At 37.8% G+C, this 24,422-nt stretch carries 22 protein-coding genes; 4 read left to right on the plus strand and 18 right to left on the minus strand.

What is annotated here, in order from left to right:
- The first annotated feature begins 175 nt into the window (after positions 1-175).
- Positions 176-838, plus strand: coding sequence for a hypothetical protein (locus AW17_RS17420; protein ID WP_029278566.1), 663 nt, complete (start codon positions 176-178; stop codon positions 836-838).
- A 193-nt stretch (positions 839-1,031) separates the two neighbouring features.
- Here the strand turns inward: AW17_RS17420 and AW17_RS17425 are convergent, their stop codons facing one another.
- The 16 genes from AW17_RS17425 to AW17_RS17505 all read right to left on the minus strand — a co-directional run bounded on the left by AW17_RS17425 (position 1,032) and on the right by AW17_RS17505 (position 20,251).
- A complete protein-coding gene (locus AW17_RS17425; protein ID WP_029278567.1) occupies positions 1,032-2,309 on the minus strand; it encodes a nucleotide sugar dehydrogenase in 1,278 nt (425 codons plus the stop codon).
- A gap of 280 nt (positions 2,310-2,589) precedes the next feature.
- A complete protein-coding gene (gene rfbA / locus AW17_RS17430; RefSeq protein ID WP_029278568.1) occupies positions 2,590-3,450 on the minus strand; it encodes a glucose-1-phosphate thymidylyltransferase RfbA in 861 nt (286 codons plus the stop codon).
- Positions 3,451-3,523: 73 nt separating this feature from the next.
- A complete protein-coding gene (gene rfbD, locus AW17_RS17435) occupies positions 3,524-4,381 on the minus strand; it encodes a dTDP-4-dehydrorhamnose reductase (RefSeq protein ID WP_029278569.1) in 858 nt (285 codons plus the stop codon).
- Positions 4,378-4,926, minus strand: coding sequence for a dTDP-4-dehydrorhamnose 3,5-epimerase (rfbC, locus tag AW17_RS17440; RefSeq protein ID WP_029278570.1), 549 nt, complete (start codon positions 4,924-4,926; stop codon positions 4,378-4,380). Before rfbC ends, rfbD begins: the two co-directional genes overlap by 4 nt.
- A complete protein-coding gene (rfbB, locus tag AW17_RS17445) occupies positions 4,926-5,978 on the minus strand; it encodes a dTDP-glucose 4,6-dehydratase (RefSeq protein ID WP_029278571.1) in 1,053 nt (350 codons plus the stop codon). Before rfbB ends, rfbC begins: the two co-directional genes overlap by 1 nt.
- Before the next feature lie 245 nt (positions 5,979-6,223).
- Entirely contained in the window at positions 6,224-6,787 is a 564-nt protein-coding gene (locus AW17_RS17450) for a DUF3109 family protein (protein ID WP_029278572.1), read from the minus strand.
- Between the two features lie 2 nt (positions 6,788-6,789).
- Entirely contained in the window at positions 6,790-7,563 is a 774-nt protein-coding gene (locus AW17_RS17455; protein WP_029278573.1) for a DUF3108 domain-containing protein, read from the minus strand.
- A gap of 167 nt (positions 7,564-7,730) precedes the next feature.
- The gene (locus AW17_RS17460) at positions 7,731-8,246 is read right to left on the minus strand and encodes a DUF2480 family protein (RefSeq protein WP_029278574.1); all 516 of its coding nucleotides are present in this window, start codon (positions 8,244-8,246) and stop codon (positions 7,731-7,733) included.
- 65 nt (positions 8,247-8,311) lie between these two features.
- Positions 8,312-10,396, minus strand: a complete 2,085-nt coding sequence (locus tag AW17_RS17465) for a peptidylprolyl isomerase (RefSeq protein WP_029278575.1) — start codon at positions 10,394-10,396, stop codon at positions 8,312-8,314.
- Between the two features lie 251 nt (positions 10,397-10,647).
- On the minus strand, positions 10,648-11,220 hold the full coding sequence (locus AW17_RS17470; protein ID WP_029278576.1) for a hypothetical protein: 573 nt from the start codon (positions 11,218-11,220) through the stop codon (positions 10,648-10,650).
- Positions 11,220-12,512 (minus strand): BamG family beta-barrel-assembly machinery protein, encoded by a 1,293-nt coding sequence (gene bamG, locus AW17_RS17475; protein WP_051691935.1) that lies wholly within the window; start codon positions 12,510-12,512, stop codon positions 11,220-11,222. Before bamG ends, AW17_RS17470 begins: the two co-directional genes overlap by 1 nt.
- Before the next feature lies 1 nt (position 12,513).
- Positions 12,514-13,248: a type III pantothenate kinase gene (locus AW17_RS17480; RefSeq protein WP_029278578.1), complete on the minus strand. Its 735-nt coding sequence runs from the start codon at positions 13,246-13,248 to the stop codon at positions 12,514-12,516.
- Between the two features lie 151 nt (positions 13,249-13,399).
- A complete protein-coding gene (locus AW17_RS17485; protein WP_029278579.1) occupies positions 13,400-14,380 on the minus strand; it encodes a DUF6427 family protein in 981 nt (326 codons plus the stop codon).
- Between the two features lie 733 nt (positions 14,381-15,113).
- Positions 15,114-16,103 (minus strand): glycosyltransferase family protein, encoded by a 990-nt coding sequence (locus AW17_RS17495; RefSeq protein WP_029278581.1) that lies wholly within the window; start codon positions 16,101-16,103, stop codon positions 15,114-15,116.
- 20 nt (positions 16,104-16,123) lie between these two features.
- Positions 16,124-16,978, minus strand: coding sequence for a UDP-2,3-diacylglucosamine diphosphatase (locus AW17_RS17500; RefSeq protein ID WP_029278582.1), 855 nt, complete (start codon positions 16,976-16,978; stop codon positions 16,124-16,126).
- A gap of 777 nt (positions 16,979-17,755) precedes the next feature.
- Positions 17,756-20,251: a YfhO family protein gene (locus tag AW17_RS17505; protein ID WP_029278583.1), complete on the minus strand. Its 2,496-nt coding sequence runs from the start codon at positions 20,249-20,251 to the stop codon at positions 17,756-17,758.
- Between the two features lie 129 nt (positions 20,252-20,380).
- Here AW17_RS17505 and AW17_RS17510 point away from each other — a divergent pair, with 129 nt between their 5' ends.
- The 3 genes from AW17_RS17510 (at position 20,381) to AW17_RS17520 (ending at position 22,735) form a co-directional block, all read left to right on the plus strand.
- Entirely contained in the window at positions 20,381-21,466 is a 1,086-nt protein-coding gene (locus AW17_RS17510; RefSeq protein WP_051691934.1) for an alginate lyase family protein, read from the plus strand.
- Between the two features lie 62 nt (positions 21,467-21,528).
- Entirely contained in the window at positions 21,529-22,035 is a 507-nt protein-coding gene (locus tag AW17_RS17515) for a GbsR/MarR family transcriptional regulator (protein WP_029278585.1), read from the plus strand.
- Positions 22,036-22,285: 250 nt separating this feature from the next.
- Entirely contained in the window at positions 22,286-22,735 is a 450-nt protein-coding gene (locus AW17_RS17520; protein ID WP_029278586.1) for an SRPBCC family protein, read from the plus strand.
- Positions 22,736-22,741: 6 nt separating this feature from the next.
- Here the strand turns inward: AW17_RS17520 and AW17_RS17525 are convergent, their stop codons facing one another.
- Both AW17_RS17525 and AW17_RS17530 read right to left on the minus strand, forming a co-directional pair.
- A complete protein-coding gene (locus AW17_RS17525) occupies positions 22,742-23,191 on the minus strand; it encodes a nuclear transport factor 2 family protein (RefSeq protein WP_029278587.1) in 450 nt (149 codons plus the stop codon).
- A 724-nt stretch (positions 23,192-23,915) separates the two neighbouring features.
- Positions 23,916-24,164 carry a DUF4834 family protein gene (locus tag AW17_RS17530; protein WP_029278588.1) on the minus strand — a complete coding sequence of 83 codons (249 nt, stop codon included), beginning with the start codon at positions 24,162-24,164 and terminating at the stop codon, positions 23,916-23,918.
- Positions 24,165-24,422: the final 258 nt, after the last annotated feature.

Below are 24,422 nucleotides of genomic sequence, written 5' to 3' on the forward strand. Positions count from 1 at the left end.
TATGTTTGCCACGGAAGCACGAAAACACGGAAAAATTTACTTCTTCTCCGTGATTTCTGTGTTTCCGTGGCTAATTAATTTTTGCACATGTTTTAAAAGCGATTTCCCTGCTATTTCTGATAATAATTCAGAATTATTTCTACTTTTACAACATCCTATTATCACATTTATTATTATGAAGAGAACTTTACTGTTTTTATCTTTATTATCAATTTCTGCTGCACTTAAAGCGCAAAGCGCAGCTGATTATAATTATTCAGTTGGGATAAAAGCATTCAGCATGATGCAAATGCCCAAAATTCTTAACCAGACTAATGCACAAGATTATATCAATACTTACGGTAATTGTATCATGTTTAAATTTAATGACAATCAGATCAGTTACCGTATAAGCGGAAATTATTATAGAAACGACATCAAATTTGACAATAATTATGAGACGGCCAATGGTACTGTTACCGATTATGGCTTTAAAATCGGTTTTGCAAAAACCTTTACCTACTCCAGGGTCCAACCTTATTTCGCTTTCGATTTAGGTTATCGTTCCAATCGATTTACAGGTCAATTACAACCGAATGGAGCTACGATAATTAACAGAAATGCCGATGTCTCCAAGAACGGCTTAGTGGTATCTCCAGTAATTGGACTAAAAGTAAGTATCATTCCACAATTACTTTTATTTGCAGAAAGCAATTTAGACTTTTATTTTTCATATGAAAGACAGGATATTTCTGAACCAAACGGCACATCTAGAAACGTAAACACCTATAATAAACTAGAAAGTTTACTTAACCCCATCTCAGCCGGATTACAATTTCAAATCAGTAGAAGAAACTAGTGTTATGTTCAGCATAAAAAGACGCATATAATCTCCCGCAAATTTCGCAGAAAAGCGCTGATTTATAATTTACGCTGCGTTAATCTGTGTGATCAGCGGGAAATTAATAACCATTATACAATTAACTTATCACTAGCTAAATCAGTAATTAATTAAAAGCGGCGTAATAAATATAATGCGTTAAATTAAATTCCTAAAGTCTCGCATCAACCAGATCGCGATCAATAAAAGATTTGGTATCAAAAATAATAGCTCCGCTTTCTCTAAACCCAGCATAATCAAGTTTTAAAAATCGTTGATGAGCGACAGCCAAAATGATCACATCATAATGCTTAAATCCGTTGTCTTTAATCATCTGGATACCGTATTCAGTGCGCACATCTTCCGGATTTGCCCAGGGATCGCATACATCGACCTGCATACTAAAAGATTTAAGTTCTTTATAGATGTCGATCACCCTTGTGTTTCGTGTATCTGGGCAATTTTCTTTAAAGGCAAAACCTAAAATCAAAGCTTTAGCGCCATTAATTACTTTATCTCGGGCTACCAACATTTTAATCACCTTATTGGCCACAAACATCCCCATATTGTCATTTATCCTTCGGCCTGACAGAATTACTTCAGGTTTATAGCCTAAAGACTCTGATTTATGCGCCAAATAATAGGGATCTACACCTATACAGTGTCCGCCAACCAGGCCGGGTTTATAGTTTAGAAAATTCCATTTGGTTGCAGCAGCAGCCAACACATCTGTTGTATCAATGTCCATGCGATCGAAAATTAAGGCCAGTTCGTTTACAAAAGAGATATTTACATCCCGCTGCGCATTTTCTATTGCTTTCGAGGCCTCAGCTACTTTAATACTGGGTGCGAGATGCGTGCCAGCCGTGATAATGGATGCATAAAGTTGATCGATCTCAGTGGCAATAGCGGGGGTAGAGCCTGATGTTACTTTTTTAATTTTAGTAAGGGTATTAATTTTATCTCCAGGATTAATCCGTTCTGGGGAATAACCACAGAAAAAATCAACATTATATTTTAAACCTGAAATTTTTTCTAAAACAGGTACACAATCTTCTTCGGTACAGCCAGGATAAACAGTCGATTCATAAATAACGATATCATCTGCTTTTAATACGATACCTAACATTTTACTGGCCGCAAGTAAAGGTTGCAGATCTGGCCGTTTGAGCTGGTCGATAGGAGTAGGTACGGTAACGATATAGATGGTGCAAGTGGCCAGGTCGGCTAAATTGGCACTAAGGGTTAATCCCATCTCCGATGCCGAAATTACAGTTTTCAGATCATCCAGATTGGCTTCATTTGTTCGATCCTTTAACTGATTTAACTCTGCTACCCGCTCCTCATTCGTATCAAAACCAATTACTTTATATTTCTTAGCAAATTCGATAGCTAGTGGTAGTCCAACATAACCTAAACCAATAATGGCTAGCTGCTTTTTCATATTCATTTTTTCTTTCGGTAATTGGGCAAATATAAGATAAATGTAGAATGCTTAATTCTTTTAACCACAAAGGACACAAAGAGAAAGCGCGAAGTACGCAGAGTTGGATGGAGCGTAATGCTTAAATGCACTTGCATCTCTTATATGGTAAAGATTGCATATTATTTTAGAGATCCTTCGCTGCGCTCAGGATGACAAAATTCCAAATAAAAGAAAGTCACCAATCGATACATGGCATCAATTGGTAATTTAGAATTACGCGTATATTAAACTATACTAAAATTTCTTATTTAATCTGCTTCAACAGATAACTTCCATAACCACTTTTAACCAATGGCGCAGCGATAGCCTTAAGCTGTTCTGCATTGATAAAGCCCATACGATAAGCAATTTCTTCAATACAGCCTATCTTTAAACCTTGTCTTTCTTCAATAATCTGTACAAATTGTCCGGCTTGCATTAATGAAGTAAAAGTTCCGGTATCTAACCAAGCCGTACCACGGCTTAATACAGCTACTTTTAATTTACCCCGTTCTAGGTACACGCGATTTATATCAGTAATTTCGTATTCTCCACGTGGAGAAGGTTTAATATTTTTCGCTATCTCTACCACCTCATTATCATAAAAATATAAACCTGGTACCGCGTAGTCTGATTTGGGTTGAACAGGTTTTTCTTCAATCGAAATGGCCTTCTTATCCGCATCAAACTCAACCACACCATAACGTTCAGGATCAGCAACCTGGTAAGCAAATACCACACCGCCATCGGGATCGGAGCTCGCCTGTAGTAATTTGGCCATGCCATCGCCATGGAAGATGTTATCGCCCAATACCAAAGCCACTTTATCTTTGCCAATAAATTCTTCACCAATCACAAAAGCCTGTGCTAAACCATTTGGCTCTGCCTGCACGGCATAACTAAATTTACAGCCTAAAGACGCTCCATCGCCCAGTAATTTCTCGAAATTCGGAAGGTCATGAGGAGTAGAGATAATCAGAATCTCCTTTATTCCGGCCAACATTAAGGTAGATAAGGGATAATAGATCATCGGTTTATCATAAACCGGCATCATTTGTTTACTACAAGCCAAAGTTAAAGGATGCAAACGGGTTCCACTGCCACCAGCTAAGATTATACCTTTCATATTAGGATTAGATTTGAGATTTGAGACATTAGATTTGAGACGAAATGGCTCTATCTTAACATCTGTATGACTTCTATTTATTAATTTGTTTTATACACTCCACCAAACTATCTCTCCAGTAAGGAATTTCGATATTAAATGTTGCTTTGATTTTGCTTTTATCCATCACCGAAAATGCTGGCCGGATAGCTTTGGTCGGATAAGCAGCCCCTTGAATAGGGTTCACTTTAACCGCTGTTTTGCTGATATCAAAAATGGCCTTTGCAAAATCGAACCATGAGGTTACTCCTTCATTGCTATAATGGTATATTCCGTACGAGGTAGATGAAGATGCGATAATATCAAAAATGGCATTTGCCAGATCGATTGCATAAGTAGGCGTACCTACCTGATCGGCAATGATATTCAGTTCATCACGCTCGGCACCAAGTTTAAGCATCGTTTTTACAAAGTTGTTGGCATACTCAGAATACAACCAGCTCGTGCGGATAATGAAGTGGGCAGGCAGTTTAGCTGCAACCGCTAGCTCACCATCCAGTTTTGTTACGCCATACACATTGATTGGTTCAGCTTGATCATCTTCTTTTAGCAATTTAACTTCATTTCCTTCGAAAACGAAATCGGTGGAAACATGTATAAGCGTTGCCCCATTTACTAAACAAGCTGAGGCTAAGTAAGCTGCGCCTGTTTCATTAATAGATTTAGCCAGCTCAACTTCATCCTCTGCTTTATCTACAGCAGTATAAGCGGCACAGTTAATTACAAAAGCAGGTTGTTCTCTGGCCAACAGATCGTTCAAACCAGACTCATTTAGGATATCGGCATCCTGCTCCGCTGGAAAAACAATTTCTGTAATTCCTCTTCGCTCCGCAACCACCTTCAAACACTGGCCTAACTGTCCGCCGGCACCAATTACTAATATTTTGCTCATATGTGCTGTAAAGCTGAAAATGGTTTTAAAAGAAGGTCTTTATCTGAAATGGCCTGATCTTCTTCTGGAATTAACCAATCGATATTCAGGTCTGCATCGTTATAAATTACCCCAGTTTCTGAAGCTTTATTAAAAAAATTATCACATTTATATAAAAATTCTGCCGTTTCGCTCAATACCGAAAAGCCATGTATAAAACCTCTTGGTATATAAAGCTGTAATTTATTCTCTGCACTTAAGCGTATGGCAAAATGTTTACCATAGGTTGGTGAGCTTGGACGCACATCTACCGCAACATCCAATACTTCTCCCCTGGTTACACGCACCAACTTTGCCTGTGCAAATTCTCCGGTTTGGGCATGTAAACCTCTAATTACACCGTAAGAAGAATAAGATTCGTTATCCTGAACAAACCTGCCTGATAAACCCGTTTTTTCTTCGAATGTATTTTGGTTAAAACTTTCAAAAAAATAACCTCTGGGATCTTCAAACACCCTTGGCTTTATAATCAGACAGTCTTTTAATCCTGTTTGTTCAATTTCCATTATTTACTGCTGTACTGTTGTTCGTAATAAGATTGATAATTCCCTGAGGTTACATTGTTCAACCAGTCTTCGTTTTGTAAATACCAGTCTACCGTTTTGGCCAAACCTTCTTCAAATTGTAAGCTTGGTACCCAATCCAATTGATTTTGCAATTTGCTTGAATCAATGGCATAGCGTAAATCATGTCCCGCGCGGTCGGTTACATAGGTGATTAGTTTAGCTGATTCTCCCGCTTCGCGACCTAATTTTTGATCCATAATGGTGCAAAGCAAATTGATCAGATCAATATTTTTCCATTCGTTATGTCCACCAATGTTGTAAGTATCTCCTGTTTTCGAATTGTGGAAAATCACATCAATTGCCCTGGCATGGTCTTCTACCCATAACCAATCGCGTACATTTTCACCTTTACCATATACCGGTACAGGTTTGTTATTTTTGATATTATTAATGGCCAATGGAATCAATTTCTCAGGGAAATGATGAGAACCATAGTTGTTAGAGCAATTAGAAATTACGCAATCCATGCCATAAGTATCATGGTAAGCCCTTACAAAGTGATCTGAACTCGCTTTTGATGCCGAATAGGGGCTATGCGGATCATAAGCAGTGGTTTCAGTAAACATCCCTGTTTCACCTAAAGCACCATAAACCTCATCGGTACTTACATGATAGAAACGTTTTTTATCGTAATCACCTTTCCAGTATTCGCGGGCCGCATTTAATAAATTTACGGTCCCGATTACATTGGTAATAACAAAAGCTGTTGGATCAGAAATAGAACGATCTACATGGCTTTCTGCCGCTAAGTGAATAACTGCATCGAAGTTTTCTGTTTTAAACAGATCAAACATCGCGTTCGCATCTGTGATATCTTCTTTTACAAATCTATAATTTGGCTTATTTTCAACATCGGTTAAATTAGCCAGATTACCTGCGTAGGTAAGTTTATCTAAGTTTACAATTTCGTACCCAGGATAGTTGTTAACAAAGCGGCGAACTACATGAGAGCCAATAAAGCCCGCACCACCAGTGATTAAGATTTTTTTCACAGTTATTAAATGATTTTCAATTCCGCTAAAGTAAGTTAGATTTCGGCAAAAAACAACTTAATTTTGACATAGGCCCCAAACTGAACGAAATAATTTAGAAGCAATTAGCTCGTTTTTAGCTCCTTCTTCAGTATAGATAGATAAATTTATGTACGCAATAGATAAGCATCACGAAAGTATAGACAAAACATTTATTATGCTTCATCATACATAAATTAATCAAAAGATTTACGAAAAGAATAAAATTACATCGCCGCCACAGAACTTTCCAGTTCTTTATACCACGCTTCACCGTATTTACGGATTAGTGGTCCCTTTAAAAAGCTGTATACCGGAACTTTAAGTTCTCGGCCAAAGGTACAGGCATCATGGCAGATGTGCCAGCGGTCGTAATTTAGCACGTCGAATTCTGGATATTTCGTGATCCGGATAGGGTAAAGGTGACAAGAAATCGGCTTCTGCCAATCTACAATACCTTGCTCATACGCTTTTTCAATGGCACATTTGGTAATACCTCCCTCAAAAAGCACATAAGCACATTCTTTATTTTTATCTACACAAGGGGTGGTTAAATCGCCATCTTCATCAACTACGTAAACACCTTGTTCTTCAATGGCTTTAATGCCCTTTTCATTTAACAGGTGTTTTATTTTCGGATAAATCTCTTCCAAAATGGCTTTTTCGTCATTATCCAATGGTGCACCCGAATCACCTTCCACACAACAGATGCCCTTACATTTGCTTAAATTACAAACAAAATTTTCTTTCAATACGTCTTCGTGCACCAGCACCTGTTCAACTTCTATCATCATTATTCTTTTGCTAAAGCATATTTTAGGCCACTGGCCGATTTTAATTCCATGGTAACTGCACCCACCAATATCTCTACCTGGGCTTTTACCGGCACGCGGTTTCCATCATCGGTTACCCAAAGGTATAACCTGCTATCTTTTTTAAATATCCTTCCTGGCTTAATAGATGGACTAAATTTTAAGCAGCGGATGTTCCCCAACTTACTTTTAATCGTTTCTTTGCCAATGTATTCAACCTCTAAGGCAGAGATCTCATCTCCCAAAAAATAGTTCAGCTTAAACTTATCACCAACTTTGATTTTACCGATATCCAAGCTTCTGGCAAAATAATAAGCTGAAACCAGATCAAAAGTTTGATCGGTTGGGGTGCTGAATGTTCCCCTGTTCGAAACCACTTTTTTGGCTCCTTGCGTAAAACGGGCCTTATCCTGGCGTCTGTAACTGGCCTCCCTTATATTTTCCTGATAGAAATATGGCAAGAGGGTAGTTTTATCGATATACGAATCATAATGGTCCCTAATCTTATAAAAAACATCAAAAGTTCCAGAGGTCTGTGCATCAACGGTAAGTTTATAGGTAGGCCTGTTATCAAACTTTAAATCAGAATTCGCTACCTTAATGGTAGCCTCTGCCGCCGTGATAAAGCCGTACCTTAATTTATACTGTAAAACTTCTCCTTCCTGAAATACGGCTTCTTTCTTCAGGGGAAGTTCCTGAGCTACCACGAAAAGACTGCATAAGCCTGCCGTGACGGTTATAAATAATTTCTTCATTGCTTTTGTACTCATTTGTGTGTTCATTTTCAGCATGACAGATCCTGAAATAAATTTACTTCGTAGCTTTCCGCTGCGCTACAAGTCAGGATGACGAACTGAAAAGGGAAGTATTGTCTTTAAAAACTGCTTTCCTTTATGAAGATATACAAAAAGCAAACCAAAATTTAATCTTTTCTTTTATATACAGGAACTGTAGAGCAGGGTTCGCCAAACATAATGCTTTTAACTACCGGGGTAAGCAGGTTGGTTACTTCAACATAGGCTGAAACCGGAACATCGATATCGCCACATCCTTTTACCACCACACGCTCGTTGGCATAATCTTGAGGATTAATTTTAGCCAATGCCTTGGTAAATAAAACGGCTTCCAATGTATTTAAATCGCCAAATACCACTTCATTGGCATATGGTTTTAGTTTATTAGCAAGCAACATATAAGCCCAGGTAGGTACAATTGCATCAGCCGAACAGATAATGGCTACATTCTTATCTTGATATTGCGCCCAATCGTGATTTTTGATAAACTCTCTAAAATCCTTTTCTCTTAACATTAAACCATGAAATAGATTATCCACAATATCATAAACCACTCTTTCGCCTTTATGATAAAAATCTTCGAGATTTAAGGTTATTAAACCGCTATTGGCTACTTTATTAATAATGTTTTCCTGAATTTCCATGTCCTTAAATAAAAAAACCGTTCCAACTAATCATCGGAACGGTTACAAAATTACGTATTTTCTATTTAATAGAATTTCACACGATTGTCTTTTATCTGCGCATTTTCCTGTAACGCCTGGAAAGCAGATCCTAATGAACGCTGTCCTAAACTCAACATCATGCTTTCTTTTTGTTTAAACATATTTGCAATTGGTGCAGGACTGGTAAATCCATCAACTGAAAATACATAAACACCACGCTCGCCTTGAACAGGAGCAGACACTTTACCTGGCTGTGAACCAAAAACGCTTCCTACTAAAGCATTTTCCTGCGCTACGCCTGGGATTACCGGATTAGCAAATACCACGTTCTGTACTGGATTAACCGGACGTGCAACTTTAGCTGCAACCTGATCGATACTTCCTTTACCTGCGTTGGTTAGTTTTTCTTTTAATTGTTTTGCTTTAACGGCATTGATTACCATTGGCTCAATTTCTTTCTTTACATCAGCTAATGATAAAATACCTTTTGGACTGATTGTAGTTAAACGGGCCACAACATAAGCATTGCTCATGGTATAAATTTCAGGTAATACATCACCTTTATCTGCTACATAAGCAGCTTGGATTAATTTACGTGGGTTATCCAATCCAGCTGCAAATCCTTGTGTTGATGCCACCTTATCAGCGACAGCAACTTTTAATCCTTTTTGTGCAGCAAATTTGCTAAAGTCGTTACCTTTCACATCCGTTAAGAAATTGCTGGCTGCTTTGTAAGCAGCCGCCTGGGTTTTACTACTTGCATTTAATGCTTTTTCTACATAAGCTAATTTAGCCACTTTAGATGAGCCAATCTGTTTTTCTATTTTAAGAATGTGATAGCCAAACTGAGATTTCACTACTTTAAGATCACCAGCTTTACCATCAAATGCAGCATTCTCAAACTCAGGTACCATAGCACCGCGGGCAAAAGTTGGCAATTCGCCACCTTTATCTTTCGAACCATCTACACTGTAGTTTTTAGCCAATTCTCCAAAGTTAGCACCTTTTAAAATCAATCCTTTTAACGAATCAGCTAGTTTTGCTGCTTTATCATCGCCACCCACTTTAGCCGGATCGATTAAGATGTGGCTTGCCTTTACCGAATCAGGAGAGATACGGGTAGAAACTACCTTTACAATTTTGTATGAGTTACCACTTAATTTAGGGCCATAAAAACTGCCTGCTGGTAAAGCAAACACAGCTGAATCAACTGCTGGATCTAATTTACCTTTTGTGATATAAGTAAACGGAACTTTTACGTCTGAATTGATTGCAGCGAAAAGTGAGTCGTTTTTAGCCACCTGGAAATCAGCAGCAATTTTGTCTACCTGAGTTTTGATTGCCAATGAATCTGCTTTGGTTGGACTAATACTGAAAGTAACGTATTCGAAAGCACGTGTTTCTTGTGGATTGTTGAAACGTGCTTTGTTCTGATCATAATATTCCGAATAATCGCCGTCTGTTAACTTAACAGAAGCATCGGGAATAGAAGTATAATCTAAACTTACGTATTTAAAATTAGCCAGTTTATTGCGGTTGGTATATTCATCAATAGCTTCTAAAGAAGTTACATAAACCGAATTACGGATTAAGTTCGAATATTTTGTTTGCAGGGCCTGATTTTTAATCTCTTCCTGTAACATGGTAGATTGTTGCAAAGCCTGAGGTTCTTTCGATTTTAGAAAGTTCATCAAAGTAGCGCGGTCTAACTGTCCGGTCTGAGGATTAGAGAAATATTGTTTAATTAGGGGGCTAGGGTTTTGACCTTGTAATAAATCTACTAGTTCATCTTCAGAAACGGTTAAACCTAAACGATCATATTCTTTAGTTAACAAAACTTTTGCTAACTCTGCATTCCATGCCTGATCAACAGCCATAGCGGTCATCTGTGCATTTGCACTACCACCATATTGTTGTTTCATTTGGTTTACACCTTGATCAACCTTTGGTCCGAATTCATCAATATTGATATCCTTACCATCAATTGATCCTACAACTTTTTGATTTGCCGACCAAAAAGGTTTACCCACGTTAATTGCATCACCTACTAAAAATGCAACAATTGCAAAACCGATGGCAAAAACTAGAATATAGCCTGCACGGTTACGCAAAAATGTCATTAATCCCATATTGTAATTATAAATTTATTTAGTTCTTTTTTAAGAGGGCGCAAGATACAAATTTGCCTCAAAAAAGAAAACACAAAATTTTATTTATCAAGTGTTTAATTTTTAAGTAAATACAAGCCCTATTTTAATGATTGAATGACCAGAATTATTGAATGGCGAAATTAGTGAATGATGGAGTTATTGAAAGATGATTTGAATAAATCCATTTAAACATTCAATAATTCACTCATTCCATCATTTATACATTGCGACTAAGGCGCTACACCTTCCTTCATATTCAGTTCACCGTTTCCACTATCCATTTCATAGGTACTAAAATCCTGCGGAGCTTTAAAGTTGATGCCTTCACCTATGCTTCCATCTACCCCTTTCACATATACCCTTTGATTGGAATAAAAAATCTTTTTCGATTCATCCCAGATCAGTTCCTGCGAAGAGAAAGTATCGCCCTTACTGTTTTTTACCACCACATTCTTTCTGAATTCGGTTTTAAGCTCATTATCTTTCCTAATGGCGTAATCGCAAACCAGGTTTCCATCAATGGTTCCGTTAGGGTTATAAAAATCGATATTTACACCCTTAATCATTTCCTGATAAGTGCTTCCGTTTGAAGGCGTAACCTTATCCATTATTGGGGCATAACCTTTAGCCTTAATTCTGGCCGAATCGCTGTAAGTGATATCGACACCAATGGTCCGATCCCTGGACAGGATTACTTTATTTGCTGAGACTGAATTGGCATTTTTTAGATCATCGTCTCCACAGGAAGCCAGAAAAAAAGGCAACACCAGAAACAGACCATATAAAAATGTCCTTAAATTCATTAGTCTACACGGTACTTACGGAACCAGGAATCGTTCAAGGTAAAGCCCAAGCGGAAATTAATAAATTGCTCTTTAACAAGATTATCGCTTAATGTTCCCCTTTGTCCGAACTCGGTCGTAAAGTTGATTTTATAAAATGCTGAACCACCGTTAGCAGTAGGCAACGGGAAGCCAAAACCTAACGATGCACCCATTTGTTTGATATCCTGATTACCGATTTTGATATAAGTTTTATCGTAATTAAAACCAAGGCGGTAATCTACACGTTTCATATAACTGTTGTAAGAAAATGCATCTGGTGTCCACTGGCCACCCAAAGAAGCACCCCAGCTATCTTGCAAACCTTGGTTTACATTATTGATACTTGTTGCAGACCATTTACTCATTCTAAAATCGGCACCGATCATCCACTTATCATTTTGCTGGATAGAGATCCCAAAATTGTGTGTTAATGGTAAGGTAAGGTTAGATTTCCCGTTATTCGCGATATTTAACGTATCAGCTGCAGGGTTTTCATTACCACTTTGATCTCTGGTGTAGAACGTAGCAAAAGAAGTTTGCGTTGAATTTATTTTCCCAGAAGTACTTCCAGAATAACCCAGGGTCATAATTGTTTTCTTACCGATATTAAAATCGTACTGTATGCCATAAGAGTAATTTATACCGCCAACACTGTTTTTATTTTGAAGTTTAGCATTATAAGACCCTGCCGATTGAAATTCGGTAGCCCTGGTAGTTTGGAGGTTACCAAAAATATATTCTAAGTTACCCCCAATTCTTAAATGATCGCCAAAACGATAACCATAACCTAAATAAGCCTTTGATAAGCCGCCTTCGCCTTCATAAAGCTGGTCTAAAGTGGTTGTATCAACTTTGGTCGTGTTTCTGTAAGAATAACCCAAATCTGAGTAAGGCAAAATACCAAAACTCAAGGCCGATCTTTTGGTAACCGGAGCGGCAAATGCCAAATGACTAAAAGTAGAATTGAAACTCGTTTCGCTTAAATTGTTTCGCGAAAGATTGGTTAAACCAGCACTCATTCCCACATCAATGGTGGTTAAAGTTATTCCAGCATAAGATGCAGGGTTTTGCATATTAATATAATTGAACCCTGTAACTTTACCTACTGCGGTAGAAATTCCACCCATTGCCCTAAGCTGGGGCAACAAAGATCCCTTTATATTTCCAAGTCCATATCTTGAATATGGTGATGAAGTGGTAACCTGTGCCTGAGCACTTAAACCACAAACTAGAACGAGTATGGCTGCAATATAATTTATTCTTTTGTACATTTTAATCTGCAATAGCTTCATTTAATCCTTTTAACACTAAGTAAGGATCTTTTATAATTTGAGGCGCAAAGATGCTGTTTTGTAATTGTTTATACAAAAAATTAGCATCACCCCCCGTTATAATTACCTTCAGAGCACTTTCTTTTTTATTATTTAGGGCAATAAAGCCTTCAATTTCGTTTATTATCCCTTGTAAAACACCGTTTTTGATTGCCGATTGAGTATCCGTACCTTCCACAATAGCCTCATTTGCATCCCACTCCACCAAAGGCAAACGGCCAGTAAATTCGTGTACAGCTTTAAAACGCATGCTAATACCAGGGCTTATACTTCCGCCAAAATATTCCTTCGTGCTACTTAAAACATCGTAAGTAATACAGGTACCTGCATCAACCACTAAACTTGCGTTTGTTGGATGTAAGCCATTTGCACCTAAAATAGCAGCCCATCTATCTAATCCTAAAGTAACGGGCGTTTTATATCTATTTTGTACGCCGTTCGTCAACATGGTTGAAAAACGGATATACTCGGTATGCTTTTTTAAAAATACTTCTAATGGTCCAACTTCCTGGTTAACACTACTGATGATGGATTTCGCTGGCGAAAACTTCTCAATCAATTGAGCCAGATCAAGTATCCCAATTTTATTGAAACGCTGATGGTGAATAATTTCCTTATCTGCAAAAACGGCAACCTTAACAGCAGAATTTCCAATATCAATGCTTAGCCTACGCATTTAAAATCTCCCACTGCAAATAAGTTCTTAGAAATTCCAATGACTCCATTTTTTATCCATCTTGATTAAAACTAAAAAGCTTTAATTCTAAAATCATGCACAAAGCTATTAATCTTTGTCAAGTTTCGCTCTAGTTATTTGTTAAAAAAGGTTAAACAAACAGAAAATACTGTATCGAAAGCACAAATAAAACGAACAATGTTTCGTAAAACCAACGTTTTTTGGCATTGCTGAAATAATACGCCAACAGTACCGATCCTGGCGGTACACACAGCAAAAAATGCCAGGTCCTGAAATCCGGTTTGAGGTAAAAACTTGCTGCAGAAATAATAAACATGAAAAACAACAGCTGAAAACTTTTCCGTGTACTGATAAAACTCCTGAAGAAATTTTCCCGAAGCTGTAGTGATGCCAGTATGATAATTACCGTTACCGGGATCAGCACCAGGTAATCGTTATAGTTGATTTTAAAAACCGAAGGAAACTTATTGCCCAATGGTTTCCATATCTGATAAAACGAGCTTAAATTATCATTCCAATAATAAAATACGGCCAGAAAAAAGAAAACTGTAATAAAGCCAATCAAGCCAGCTACCCATTCGCGCCAATTAAATGATCTAAAAAGCAACAGCGCTAAAAAGATCATAAGCAACATGGCCATAAACGGAAAATAGATCAATGTTCCAATCCCAATAATCATCCCGATATCGAACACAGTGGTAATGGAGTTCGCACTTTTACCCAGTTTTAAAAACTTATCTATAATCCAAATCAACAGAAAGTTACATAACAATGCCGGACTTAGGATCATAAAAGGCATGAACAAACTTGTTCCTGTTATAAACATCAGCCCAGGAAGGAAACTGGGTTTTGCCAATAAATTATGATTGTTTACAACCCGATTGAAAATTAAAGCCTGTACATAAACCAAAAGTGCCGCGATAAAAATATTGGTATACGGCGTAAAGGCATTGTCTAAATCTATATTGATCAATAACCGAGCAAATGGCTCCAAAAAATCAAAGTTCAGCTTATCGTGCGTTTCATGAAAAATGGCAATACGCAAAAAGAATGTGTACGCCAGCAAGAATACGAGGTTAATTGGATTTAGCTTTCTAAACTGATTAATCATGCCTTTTTAAAGAGTAGGCAAAGTAAAGAAAATAATTTAATAGTAGCAGAAGAAAGACTAAAGCTTAAAGACTAAAGACCAAAGCGGAGAGCGGAGTCGAAGACCGGTTGATGGATAAAAAGTAGAAGGTTGATGAGAGAAGTTCTGCTATTTTTAGAAAAGCAGGTTCCTGTTTGTATCGGTTCCGATAGTCCTGCCATACGCTTTACCTCTCTACGTTCGGTGTCCGCTCCTGTCAGGTTTAGATTGCGCAGTACAATGCTACCAACTGAGCCTAAGCCAAAAAACCAAAGCATAAAGACTAAAGACCAAAGCGGAGAGCGATAAGCGTTAAATTTGTCAGTCTGTCCAAAGGACTCCTACGGAGAGCGGAGTCGAAGACCTATTAATAAAAAATTAGTTTTACCATGCAAGTAGTCGACTAAAAGCGCTCCCACCTAGATTTAATGACTAAATTCATCACAAAGATCCTTGGACTACATTATCAATGATATATTCCAAAAGAAAGGTCGTCATTGCGAGGAGGAACGACGAAGCAATCTTAATGCGCACGCTGGTGGCGATCGTTGTAAGATTGCTTCGTCGGCTGAAAAAGCCTTCTCGCAATGACGATAATCTGAGGAGATTTATTTTTTAATTCAACTGTCATTTATTGAATTTTATAAAATAAATTACCTCTCAGGATGACAATCCGAGGGTGATCGACTTTGGACTCAGGACTGAAGACTCAGGACTAAACCCTCGCGTATTTCTTCACCATATCGTCAATGATCTGCGCTGTTTCATCCGGAAAATTAAACTCATGCTGTTGAGGATTTTCTACCCAGTTTTTAATAATCGGCAACCAGTTTCTGGTACTTCCCCAAATTACAGGTAAACCAAACTGTTTTAAGGCATAGGCATTACATTGTTGTTCAAACTGGAAACGCATAGGCGCCACCAGCAGTTTTTTCTTTAGATAAAGCGCTTCAGCAGGTCCTTCGAAACCGCCACCGGTAAACAAACCTTCGCAGGTGGCCAGGCTTTTATTAAATTTTTCGTTGTTAACAGGCGCTACAAAAACATTCCCTTCCTGGTAGGCAACTTTACTGTGTTTAGAAAAAACCTGCCAGGTAACCTCAGGGAGCTGAGTAAAAAGCTTTACCAAACGTTTATCGTCAATGGCTGGAAGATATACCGTATAATGTCCTAAATTTTCACTTTTCAGATTTCGGATCTCTGCCCTGATTACCGGGGTATGGATAAAAGTATCGTAACGGTCGAAATGAAAGCCAATGTGATATTTGGTAGGCGCATAACGGCTCAAAATCAACTTCCCCCAATCTAAAGTTCTAGGACGGGGTACTTTTTTAGATTTAAAGGCAGCCTGATGACTCAATGATACACATTCTATGCCCTGCAGTTTACATGCCCAGGCGCTTACAGGTTCAAAATCGTTAACAATTAAGTTGTACTCCTTCAGTGGCAGCTGCTTCATATCTTTTCTAAATCGGAAAAGATTCATGTTCAGCCATGTTTTAAAATGGTCTACACCGCCTTTTTTTCCGAAAATAAAACTGAAACCATGCAGTTGAAATTTTACCGGCTGACTGAGTTTTACATCGGCCTGTGTTCCACTAACTAAAATATCCAATTCGCCATACTGCTGAAGCAAAGGAATAATTTCCCTCGCCCTACTGATATGACCATTACCTGTTCCCTGTATTGCGTAAAGTATCTTCATTTATGCCCGAATATCTAAAATTATTGGGCAATTTCATATTTTATATTCTGTAAAAGAATATTTATGTCAAGTTTACTTTTTAAATCCTCCGCATCAGAAAGGATTCCTTCATCCAATTCGTCTTTCGTAAAATGTTGATGTTCGTACTTAAAAACCGTCCAGTTTTTATTTTCGTACTCTAAAGCGGTTAAACTTTCTACCCAATCTCCACTGTTCAGGTAAAGCACTTTTCCATCTTCTGTGGCAATTTCACGTTGCTCAGCCTGGTGGATATGACCACAAACTACATATTGATAACCTTTTTCGATGGCCAGTTCTGCCGCGGTTTGCTCAAAACTATTGATGAACTTAACGGCGTCTTTAAACTTTGATTTTATTTTTTTCGAAAAGCTCATCTTCTCCCGCCTAAACGCGGTAAGTACCCAGTTTACAAAACTATTAATGAGGATCAGTGTATCGTAGCCAACCGCACCAAGTTTAGCCAGCCATTTAGAGTGCTGCATGGTAACATCAAAAACATCGCCATGAAAAAACCATGCCTTTTTACCGTCCAACTCTAAAATTAATTTATTCTGGAGATGGAAAGTACCCATTTCCATGCCATCAAATTTGCGGAGCATTTCATCATGATTTCCCGTTAGGTAGTGAACCTGAACACCCTCCGATACGAATTTCATCAGTTTACGGATCACCTTCATGTGCGATTCGGGCCAATAACTTTTGCTAAACTGCCAGATATCGATGATATCGCCATTTAAGATCAGCGTTTTGGGTTTTATGCTCTTAAGGTATTTTAAAAGTTCTTTTGCATGGCAACCATAGGTACCTAAATGTACATCGGATATTACGACTACATCGACATTTCTTTTATCCATAAACGGGAAATTTTAGGGGGAAGAGTCTTATTACCGCTCGATTAAAGCAGTTCAGAGATAGATTAGCTGTGTTACCACTCCTCTTCCTCATCGAGTTTTACCTCAAAGGGGCTAAAGAAATAAAGTACAACAATTAATAAGCATACGGCAAAGAATGATTCTAACATATCATCTGATTTACATTACAAAGGTAAGACTCTGTATATCAAACAAATGTTACGACATTGTTAAATTATTATTCTATTCCGTTTATTGTTCATTAGCGCAGGTATGGCTAATCGGTTAATGACGGATTCCAAAAATCGGGCGTCATTGCGAGAAGGCTTTTTCAGCCGACGAAGCAATCTTTATGGCAAGAATCACTAGCATGAAAGATTGCTTCGTCGTTCCTCCTCGCAATGACGATTCTTCCCACCCTATCACTGCAAAAAAAGCCTCTGTTATCTATTTTTGATTTTATACAATAAATTATCCCACAGGATGACGCGTGGCGTGAGATCAACTTTGGGTTTTGAATGATAAACTTTGGGCTGATTGAGCTTTATAGATCCTGAAACAAGTTCAGGAGGACGATCGCAAGTGTGAATGCTCAGAATCTCAAGGTGTGCAATGAATTCATGTTAAAGGTCCTTCGACTACGCTCAGGATGACAAACCGAGGGAGATATTCCGTGCTTTCTGTGTTTCCGTGGCAAGAAGAAAATCAGCAAAAAACATGTAAAACAAAAAACCCCGCAAGATTATAATCCTGCGGGGCGTAAATCTATTTAAAGAAATATTAAGCTTTAACTGCTTTCTTTTTCTTCTTTTCTTCTGAATAAAACCCAAAACCTAATCCGGCCAATAGCAAGATTGATCCTGCTAAAGAGATTTTCTCTCCAGTGTAATACGATGTTGGGTGGAAAATAAACTCAAGTTTATGGTTACCTGCCTCTAACTGCGCTGCACGTAAAACGTAATCAGCCCTGAAGTATGGCTTTTCAACACCATCGATATACATTTTCCAGCCTTTATCATAATAAATCTCTGAAAATACTGCAATTACATCTTTAGCGGTTGAGTATTCGTAAGTTAAATGATCAGGGTTATAGTTGGTTAATTTAATAAAACCTTCCTGACCCGTTCCTAAACGTTTGGTATCGATCGAATTTTTGAAACTTTCATCAACAATGGCTTCTTTTTTAGCATCAAAACTGCTAATGGCCTTCATTTCTTCATCAGCATTTTTAGCAAACTGAACACTTTGTACAAACCAGGCATTACCCGCAGCCGTTGCATTACGCTGCATTTTATACGATCCGTTCTGAGGATCTTGTGTAATGATGTACTTGGTATTTAACATATCCAACACATCCTGGTTAATGCTTTTTGTTAACTGGTTATCTACCAACTCCTGAAAACGTTTTAACCTCGCGGAGTGGAAACCACCAACGGTTTTATGAAAATAAGACGTTTCAGCACTTTTAAATGGATCGCCTAACGACATATCGAAAACCCTGAAGTTTGGATCCTTATCGGCTGAGATAAAATTATCTACATCCCTAGGTTGATAATGGTTATCTAAATCAGATTTATTTACAAAATTTTGATTGTTTAAATAACGGCGGTCTACCTGCCACAAATCAATTAAAACAAATAATGCCAATAAACCAAAAGCCAATTGCATGTTCAATTTTTTGGTAATGAAAGCCCAGGTAATTCCAAAACCAATAGCGACGAACAATAAAGAACGTAAAGCATCAGCACGTGCTAAAGCCACACGGTCTGCAACAATGCCATTTAAAATTTCCATTGCAGCACCGCGGTTATTCTGCAAGGTTTGTGTTAAAGCATCTAAAACCTGTGCCTGGTTGGCCTGCGTAAAGCTGAAGAACGCCGTAGGGATCACGGCAATGATTAAAGCAAAACCACCGGTAATACCTGCTGACCACGTTAATCGCTGCACTAAATATTTTTGATCGTATTTTCCTTCTTGTGCTTCTTTAATGGCCAATATAGCCAGCAACGGTACCAATAAACCTACAACGGCCAATATCGATTCAACAGCCCTGAATTTGTTATAACCGGGAAGGTAATTAAAGAATATATCCGAGATAAACGGTAAGTTACTTCCAAAGGAAAGGAACAGCAATAAGACACTCGATCCTAAGATCCACCATTTCCAGCGGTGTTTTACAATAAACAAACCAAAAACAAATAAGAAGCAGATAATTGCGCCAAAATAATACGGACCGGAAGTACCCGGTTTATTGCCCCAATACTGGTTGGTACCCAAATTTTGGGCCACATAACCAATAGCTTGTCTTGGATCTACACCAGAAAGATTTTTTTCAACTGCTTTATAGGTATTGCTTTCAGGTTTAATAATTTCGTCGATACTACTTGCCCCGCCATAAATATTTGGAATCAGGAAAGAGAAACTCTCTCCAACACCCTGGCTCCATTGATAAGCATATTCTTTATCCAAACCATTTGCAGGTTCAGCTTTATCGGTGGTTAAATTAGATTTTCCACGAATGGTTTCTTTACTATACTCGTAGGTTGTCCACAGGGTACCTGCATTTACCAAAACTGATAGGAGAATACCTGCAACAATATAAGCAACAGATTTACCAAATGCCGGAAGCTGTTTTGCTTTAAAGGCGTGATAAAGCTCTATACAGCCTAGAATAAACAACGCTATAAATAAATAGTAGGTCATTTGGATGTGGTTCGAACGAATCTCCAAAGCCATAAATAAGGCCAATAAACTACAGCCAACTAGGTACCTTCCTCTTAAAATAAGGATGATGGTTGCCAAAATAGGTGCAAAAAAGCCGATAGCCAAAGCCTGATTACTATGCCCTGCCGCTATAATGATAAAATTATAGGAGGTAAATGCAAAAGCTATTGCCCCCGCCGCAGCAAGCCAAGGATTTATTTTTAATACACAGAATAATAAGTATGCGCCTAAAAGGTATAACAAAACTGTTCCAACAGGATCTGGGAAAATACCTTTAATTACATCGATACCATACGTTGTAATATTTAGGGGATACTGTACCCAAATTTGATAAGCTGGCATACCACCGAACATCTGGTTGGTCCAAAGTGGGCCTTTACCATCTTTCGCCTTAATATCCATAATTTCTTTTTGCATGGCCTTAGCCTGCAAAACATCGCCCTGTTGTGGTGCTTTACCCTGCAAAACAGGACTGAAGTAGGCAAAAGTGATGACTACAAAAAATGCAATAATGGCTAAGTGAATGCCATTTTTATTAAACCAGTTATTCATTAAGGTTTGTTTAAGTTTAAACGAACGTCAAAAATAAAAAATTGGGCGGTATAAAAAAGTAATAAATTAAATGCATGCTGAATAAAAAATTAGATTTGTAGCAAAGAATAAAAATTCAACCTATTTATTATGAGAAAGTTTGTCGTTACAATCGCTCTGGCTTTATTATCTTTTTCTTCGTTTTCGCAAATTGTAAGTTTAAATACCAATGAAATTAAAAAGCTGAAAACTCAGATCAAAAATGATGAGGAAACCAAAAAACTATACCTGGGCTTTGAAAAATCGGCATTAAATTATCTAAACGAAAACCCGAATCCAATTGATACCATCAGAACTGAAGGATTATTAAGGGGAAATCCAAAAAAAGAAAAAACCAGATTAGCCCTGGCAGACATGAACAAAATGTTTGCACTGGCTTTACAATACCAGATTACCGATGATCGAAAATATTTAAACAAATGTGTAGAATTTCTTGGTGCATGGGCCAAAATCAATAAACCAAATGGCGATCCTATTGACGATACCAATTTGGATAAAGCCATTGAAGCTTACGACCTGATTAAAAAAGACATCCCAACAGCTGATAAAAAACAGATTGAACAATGGCTTACTGAAACGGCTTTAGCAGAAATTAACAGCAAACGCATGAAAGCGGGGAGAGCTACCGCCATTAATAACTGGAATGCTCACCGGCTAAAAGAAGTTGGCGAAATTGGTTACACCTTAAACAATCAGGATTTTATTAAATGGACTATCGACAATTTAAAAAGCCACATCAATATCAATTTATATGCTGACGGAACAAGTTTGGATTTTAAAGAGCGCGATGCCATGCATTACCACATTTACGACCTGGAACCTATGTTAAAGTTGGCCATTATGATCGACAGAGCGAAAGGCACCAATTTTTATACCTACGAGTCGCCTAAAGGATCTTCGATCAAAAAATCTGTAGAATGGATGATCCCATACATTAATGGAGAAAAACAGCACGAAGAATATGTAAATACGACCGTTAAATTTGATCGCGACCGGGCAAAGAACAATGAACCTGGATTTGCTGCCGGAACAATGTTTAAACCAGATCTGGCATTACCGGTATTGACACTATCTGTCTATTTCGATAAGGCACAGACTGAGCTGTTAAAAAAAGTAAATAACAATGATACCAGCTGGCAGATGGTATTGGATAAACTACAGCAAGAAAGCAAATAGCTTCCAAAACAAATAAACTTTCAATAATTATTGAAAGTTTAAAAATAAGTTTATATTTGTGTATGGAATTAGCAGCAGCAAAATTAAAATTTATAGAAGCCTGGGGCAAATTAGGCTCCGAATGGGGAATTAACCGCACCATGGCCCAGGTACATGCGCTATTACTCATTTCTCCTGAAGCGCTTACCACCGAAGAAATTATGGAGGCGTTGAGTATCTCCAGGGGAAATGCCAACATGACCCTGCGCGATTTAATTGGATGGGGCTTAATTGAAAAACAGCACAAAGCAGGCGAGCGCAAAGAATACTTTTTTGCCGATAAGGATGTTTGGAATATTTCTCGTCAGGTAGCTAAAGAGCGTAAAAAAAGAGAGTTAGAGCCTGTTTTAAAAGTTTTAAATGAACTGTCAACGGTAGTGGGCGATGAAAAAGATCCTGAATTTAAAACCTTTAAAAAATCGGTAAGCGATATTAACAAACTTGCCCTCAACGTAGATAAAACTTTAGAAACGATGCTTAAAGCAGAAGAAAGTTGGTTCTGGGGTTCGGTATTGAAAGTGTTTAAATAGAGATAAGAGACCGGAGATTTGAGCTATGAGAGGGAGGTATTGAGCAGCAGGGTTTGAGTATCAAGTAGTAAGTATCGAGTATCAAGACATATTACCCCTAAACGCTATCTACCAAACTAACCCCTAAAAAGCCTTACCCTTAAGTTCGGCTTAATTTTTTAACCACAACTTTCATTTTTTACTAAGAACAGTAGGGTTAATCGAACAGATTTAAGCAGAAAGCATAGAAAAAACGACCAAAGCTAAGTGTATGCCCACAATTATCTTAAAAACATCGATTAATGCGCCGATTGAACGCTGTTTCGATCTGGCTAGAAGTATCGACCTTCATGTACAGTCGATGCAAAGTTCCGGGGAGAAAGCCATCGCTGGGAAGAGAGATGGTTTGACCAATTTACATGAATCGGTTACCTGGCGGGCCAAACATTTTGGCATTCCATTCGAAATGACAAATAGGATTTGTAAAATGGAATACCCAACGCTCTTTGTAGATGAGATGGTTAAAGGCCCTTTTAAAAAACTCCACCACCAACACCAGTTTAAAATAATTGGTTCTCAGACAGAAATGACTGATGTTTTTGAGTTTCAGGCACCATTTGGCTTATTAGGCCGACTTGTAGAAAAAATATTTCTTAAAAATTATATGTTGAAACTAATTGAGAAAAGAAATGAGGTAATCAAATTTCAAGCTGAATGGTAATATGCGCTATTTGTGCCTTGCACTATCATTAAATTGCCATAGCACATTAATAATTTTCCAGGCCCCATTTAATTTAACAAGGTGCATATAATCTATCCATTCATCTGCAATTAGTTTAACTGAGGCCGTTTTCTCTGAAATATCAAGCATTTTAACTTCCTTTTTAGGAACTGCAGGAAATTTATCTTTTTTGCGGTTATAACTTTCAGCTAAGATAACCATCGATTCTGCAGAGGTTTCACGAACATAATCCTTGTTTGTTTCCTTATCCGTCCAAAACGTGCGTTTAACCAGCCTTGGGTGCAAAGCCTGCTCCATTTGTTTAGGGTTTGAGGTATGCTGCGATTCTATATAATCAAGGACTGCACGTTTGATTTCTAAGCTATCCTGTTTTGTTTGGCTAAAGCATTTCGCACTTATCATCCACAAGGAGATAAAAACAATAAAATATTTCATAGTTGCCAGTATAGTTTTGGTTTTCGGGTTGAGGGCTAAAAGTATTAAACTTAGACTATATATTTTAAATTATTGCTTTTTGAATTCAAACAAAAAAGAGTCTGTATCCTAAATATAGAATTGTCATCCTGAGGGGTGATTTATTGTATAAAAATCAATATTAAAGACGCATATAATTTATTATTTTTTACCCTGCAGCTCGTGCTTTCCTCGGCTCACCGCCGCCGATGGGCTCTTTCTTTTTGGTGTCAAAAAGAAACAAAAAACACCGGCTGAAAATTTTTCTTCTAAGGCAGTGGTTTGGCCTGGTCAGTACTACCCGAAAAATTTGTTAGGCCGGATTTAAGTAGAACGGGGATAATGTGCTATGGCCTAGCTGGATGGAAATGCGAAAACGAATTAAATTCCTCACTAATTAATCGATTACAAAATACGTCGATGGTAGCTTGGCGAAGGACCCGTTTTAAATGCCTTACAAGGCATTTCGACAGGCTCTCCGTAGGAGTCCTTTGGACAACGTGACAAATTCGATTGAATTACAATATGATATAGCCTTTTTAAACAAAAAGAGCTTGTATCATAAAGATAGATTTGTCATCCTGAGCCTGTCGAAGGACCCGCTTAAATACCCTCTAAGGTGTTTCGACAGGCTCTCCGTAGGAGTCCTTTGGACAACATGACAGCATCTGAGGTGAAATCGCCTTTATGATACACCCTCTTAGTTTTATTTCACTTCTTCGTAATCTACGAAGTCGCCGAGTTTATCTGTTTTACTTTGATCGGGTTTTGGAGGCATATAATCTATCGAAATAGAACCTTCAGGTTTTGATCGTCTTTGTTGTTGCTGTCCTGTAGCCTGACTCTGCATTTTGCTGGCCAGGTTATTAAACAGCATTGGCAGAATTAACCTAATCAACATTCTGATCAGCCAAAGTACCAATATTGTGATGAAAATGAATTTTACTAATGCCATTTTTTAAATTACTGTTGTTACAAATATAGACGTCATAAAATTTATTTTGTTACTTACTGAGCCTTTAATTGCATTTTGATTACAAATATAATAACCTGAGTTCGATAATTATTTGCTGAAAATTATATCTTATTTACGCCTAATCCCGCTTTATCGTCCTGCTGAATTTATTTCAGCATCTTTTTAGCGTGAAAGACCCTGAAATAAATTCAGGGTGACGACCGTCTTAACAGAAAACTTGATTAAAACGCCACAAAA

The organism is Pedobacter borealis DSM 19626, from assembly GCF_000708285.2.
Classification (GTDB): Bacteria; Bacteroidota; Bacteroidia; order Sphingobacteriales; family Sphingobacteriaceae; genus Pedobacter; species Pedobacter borealis.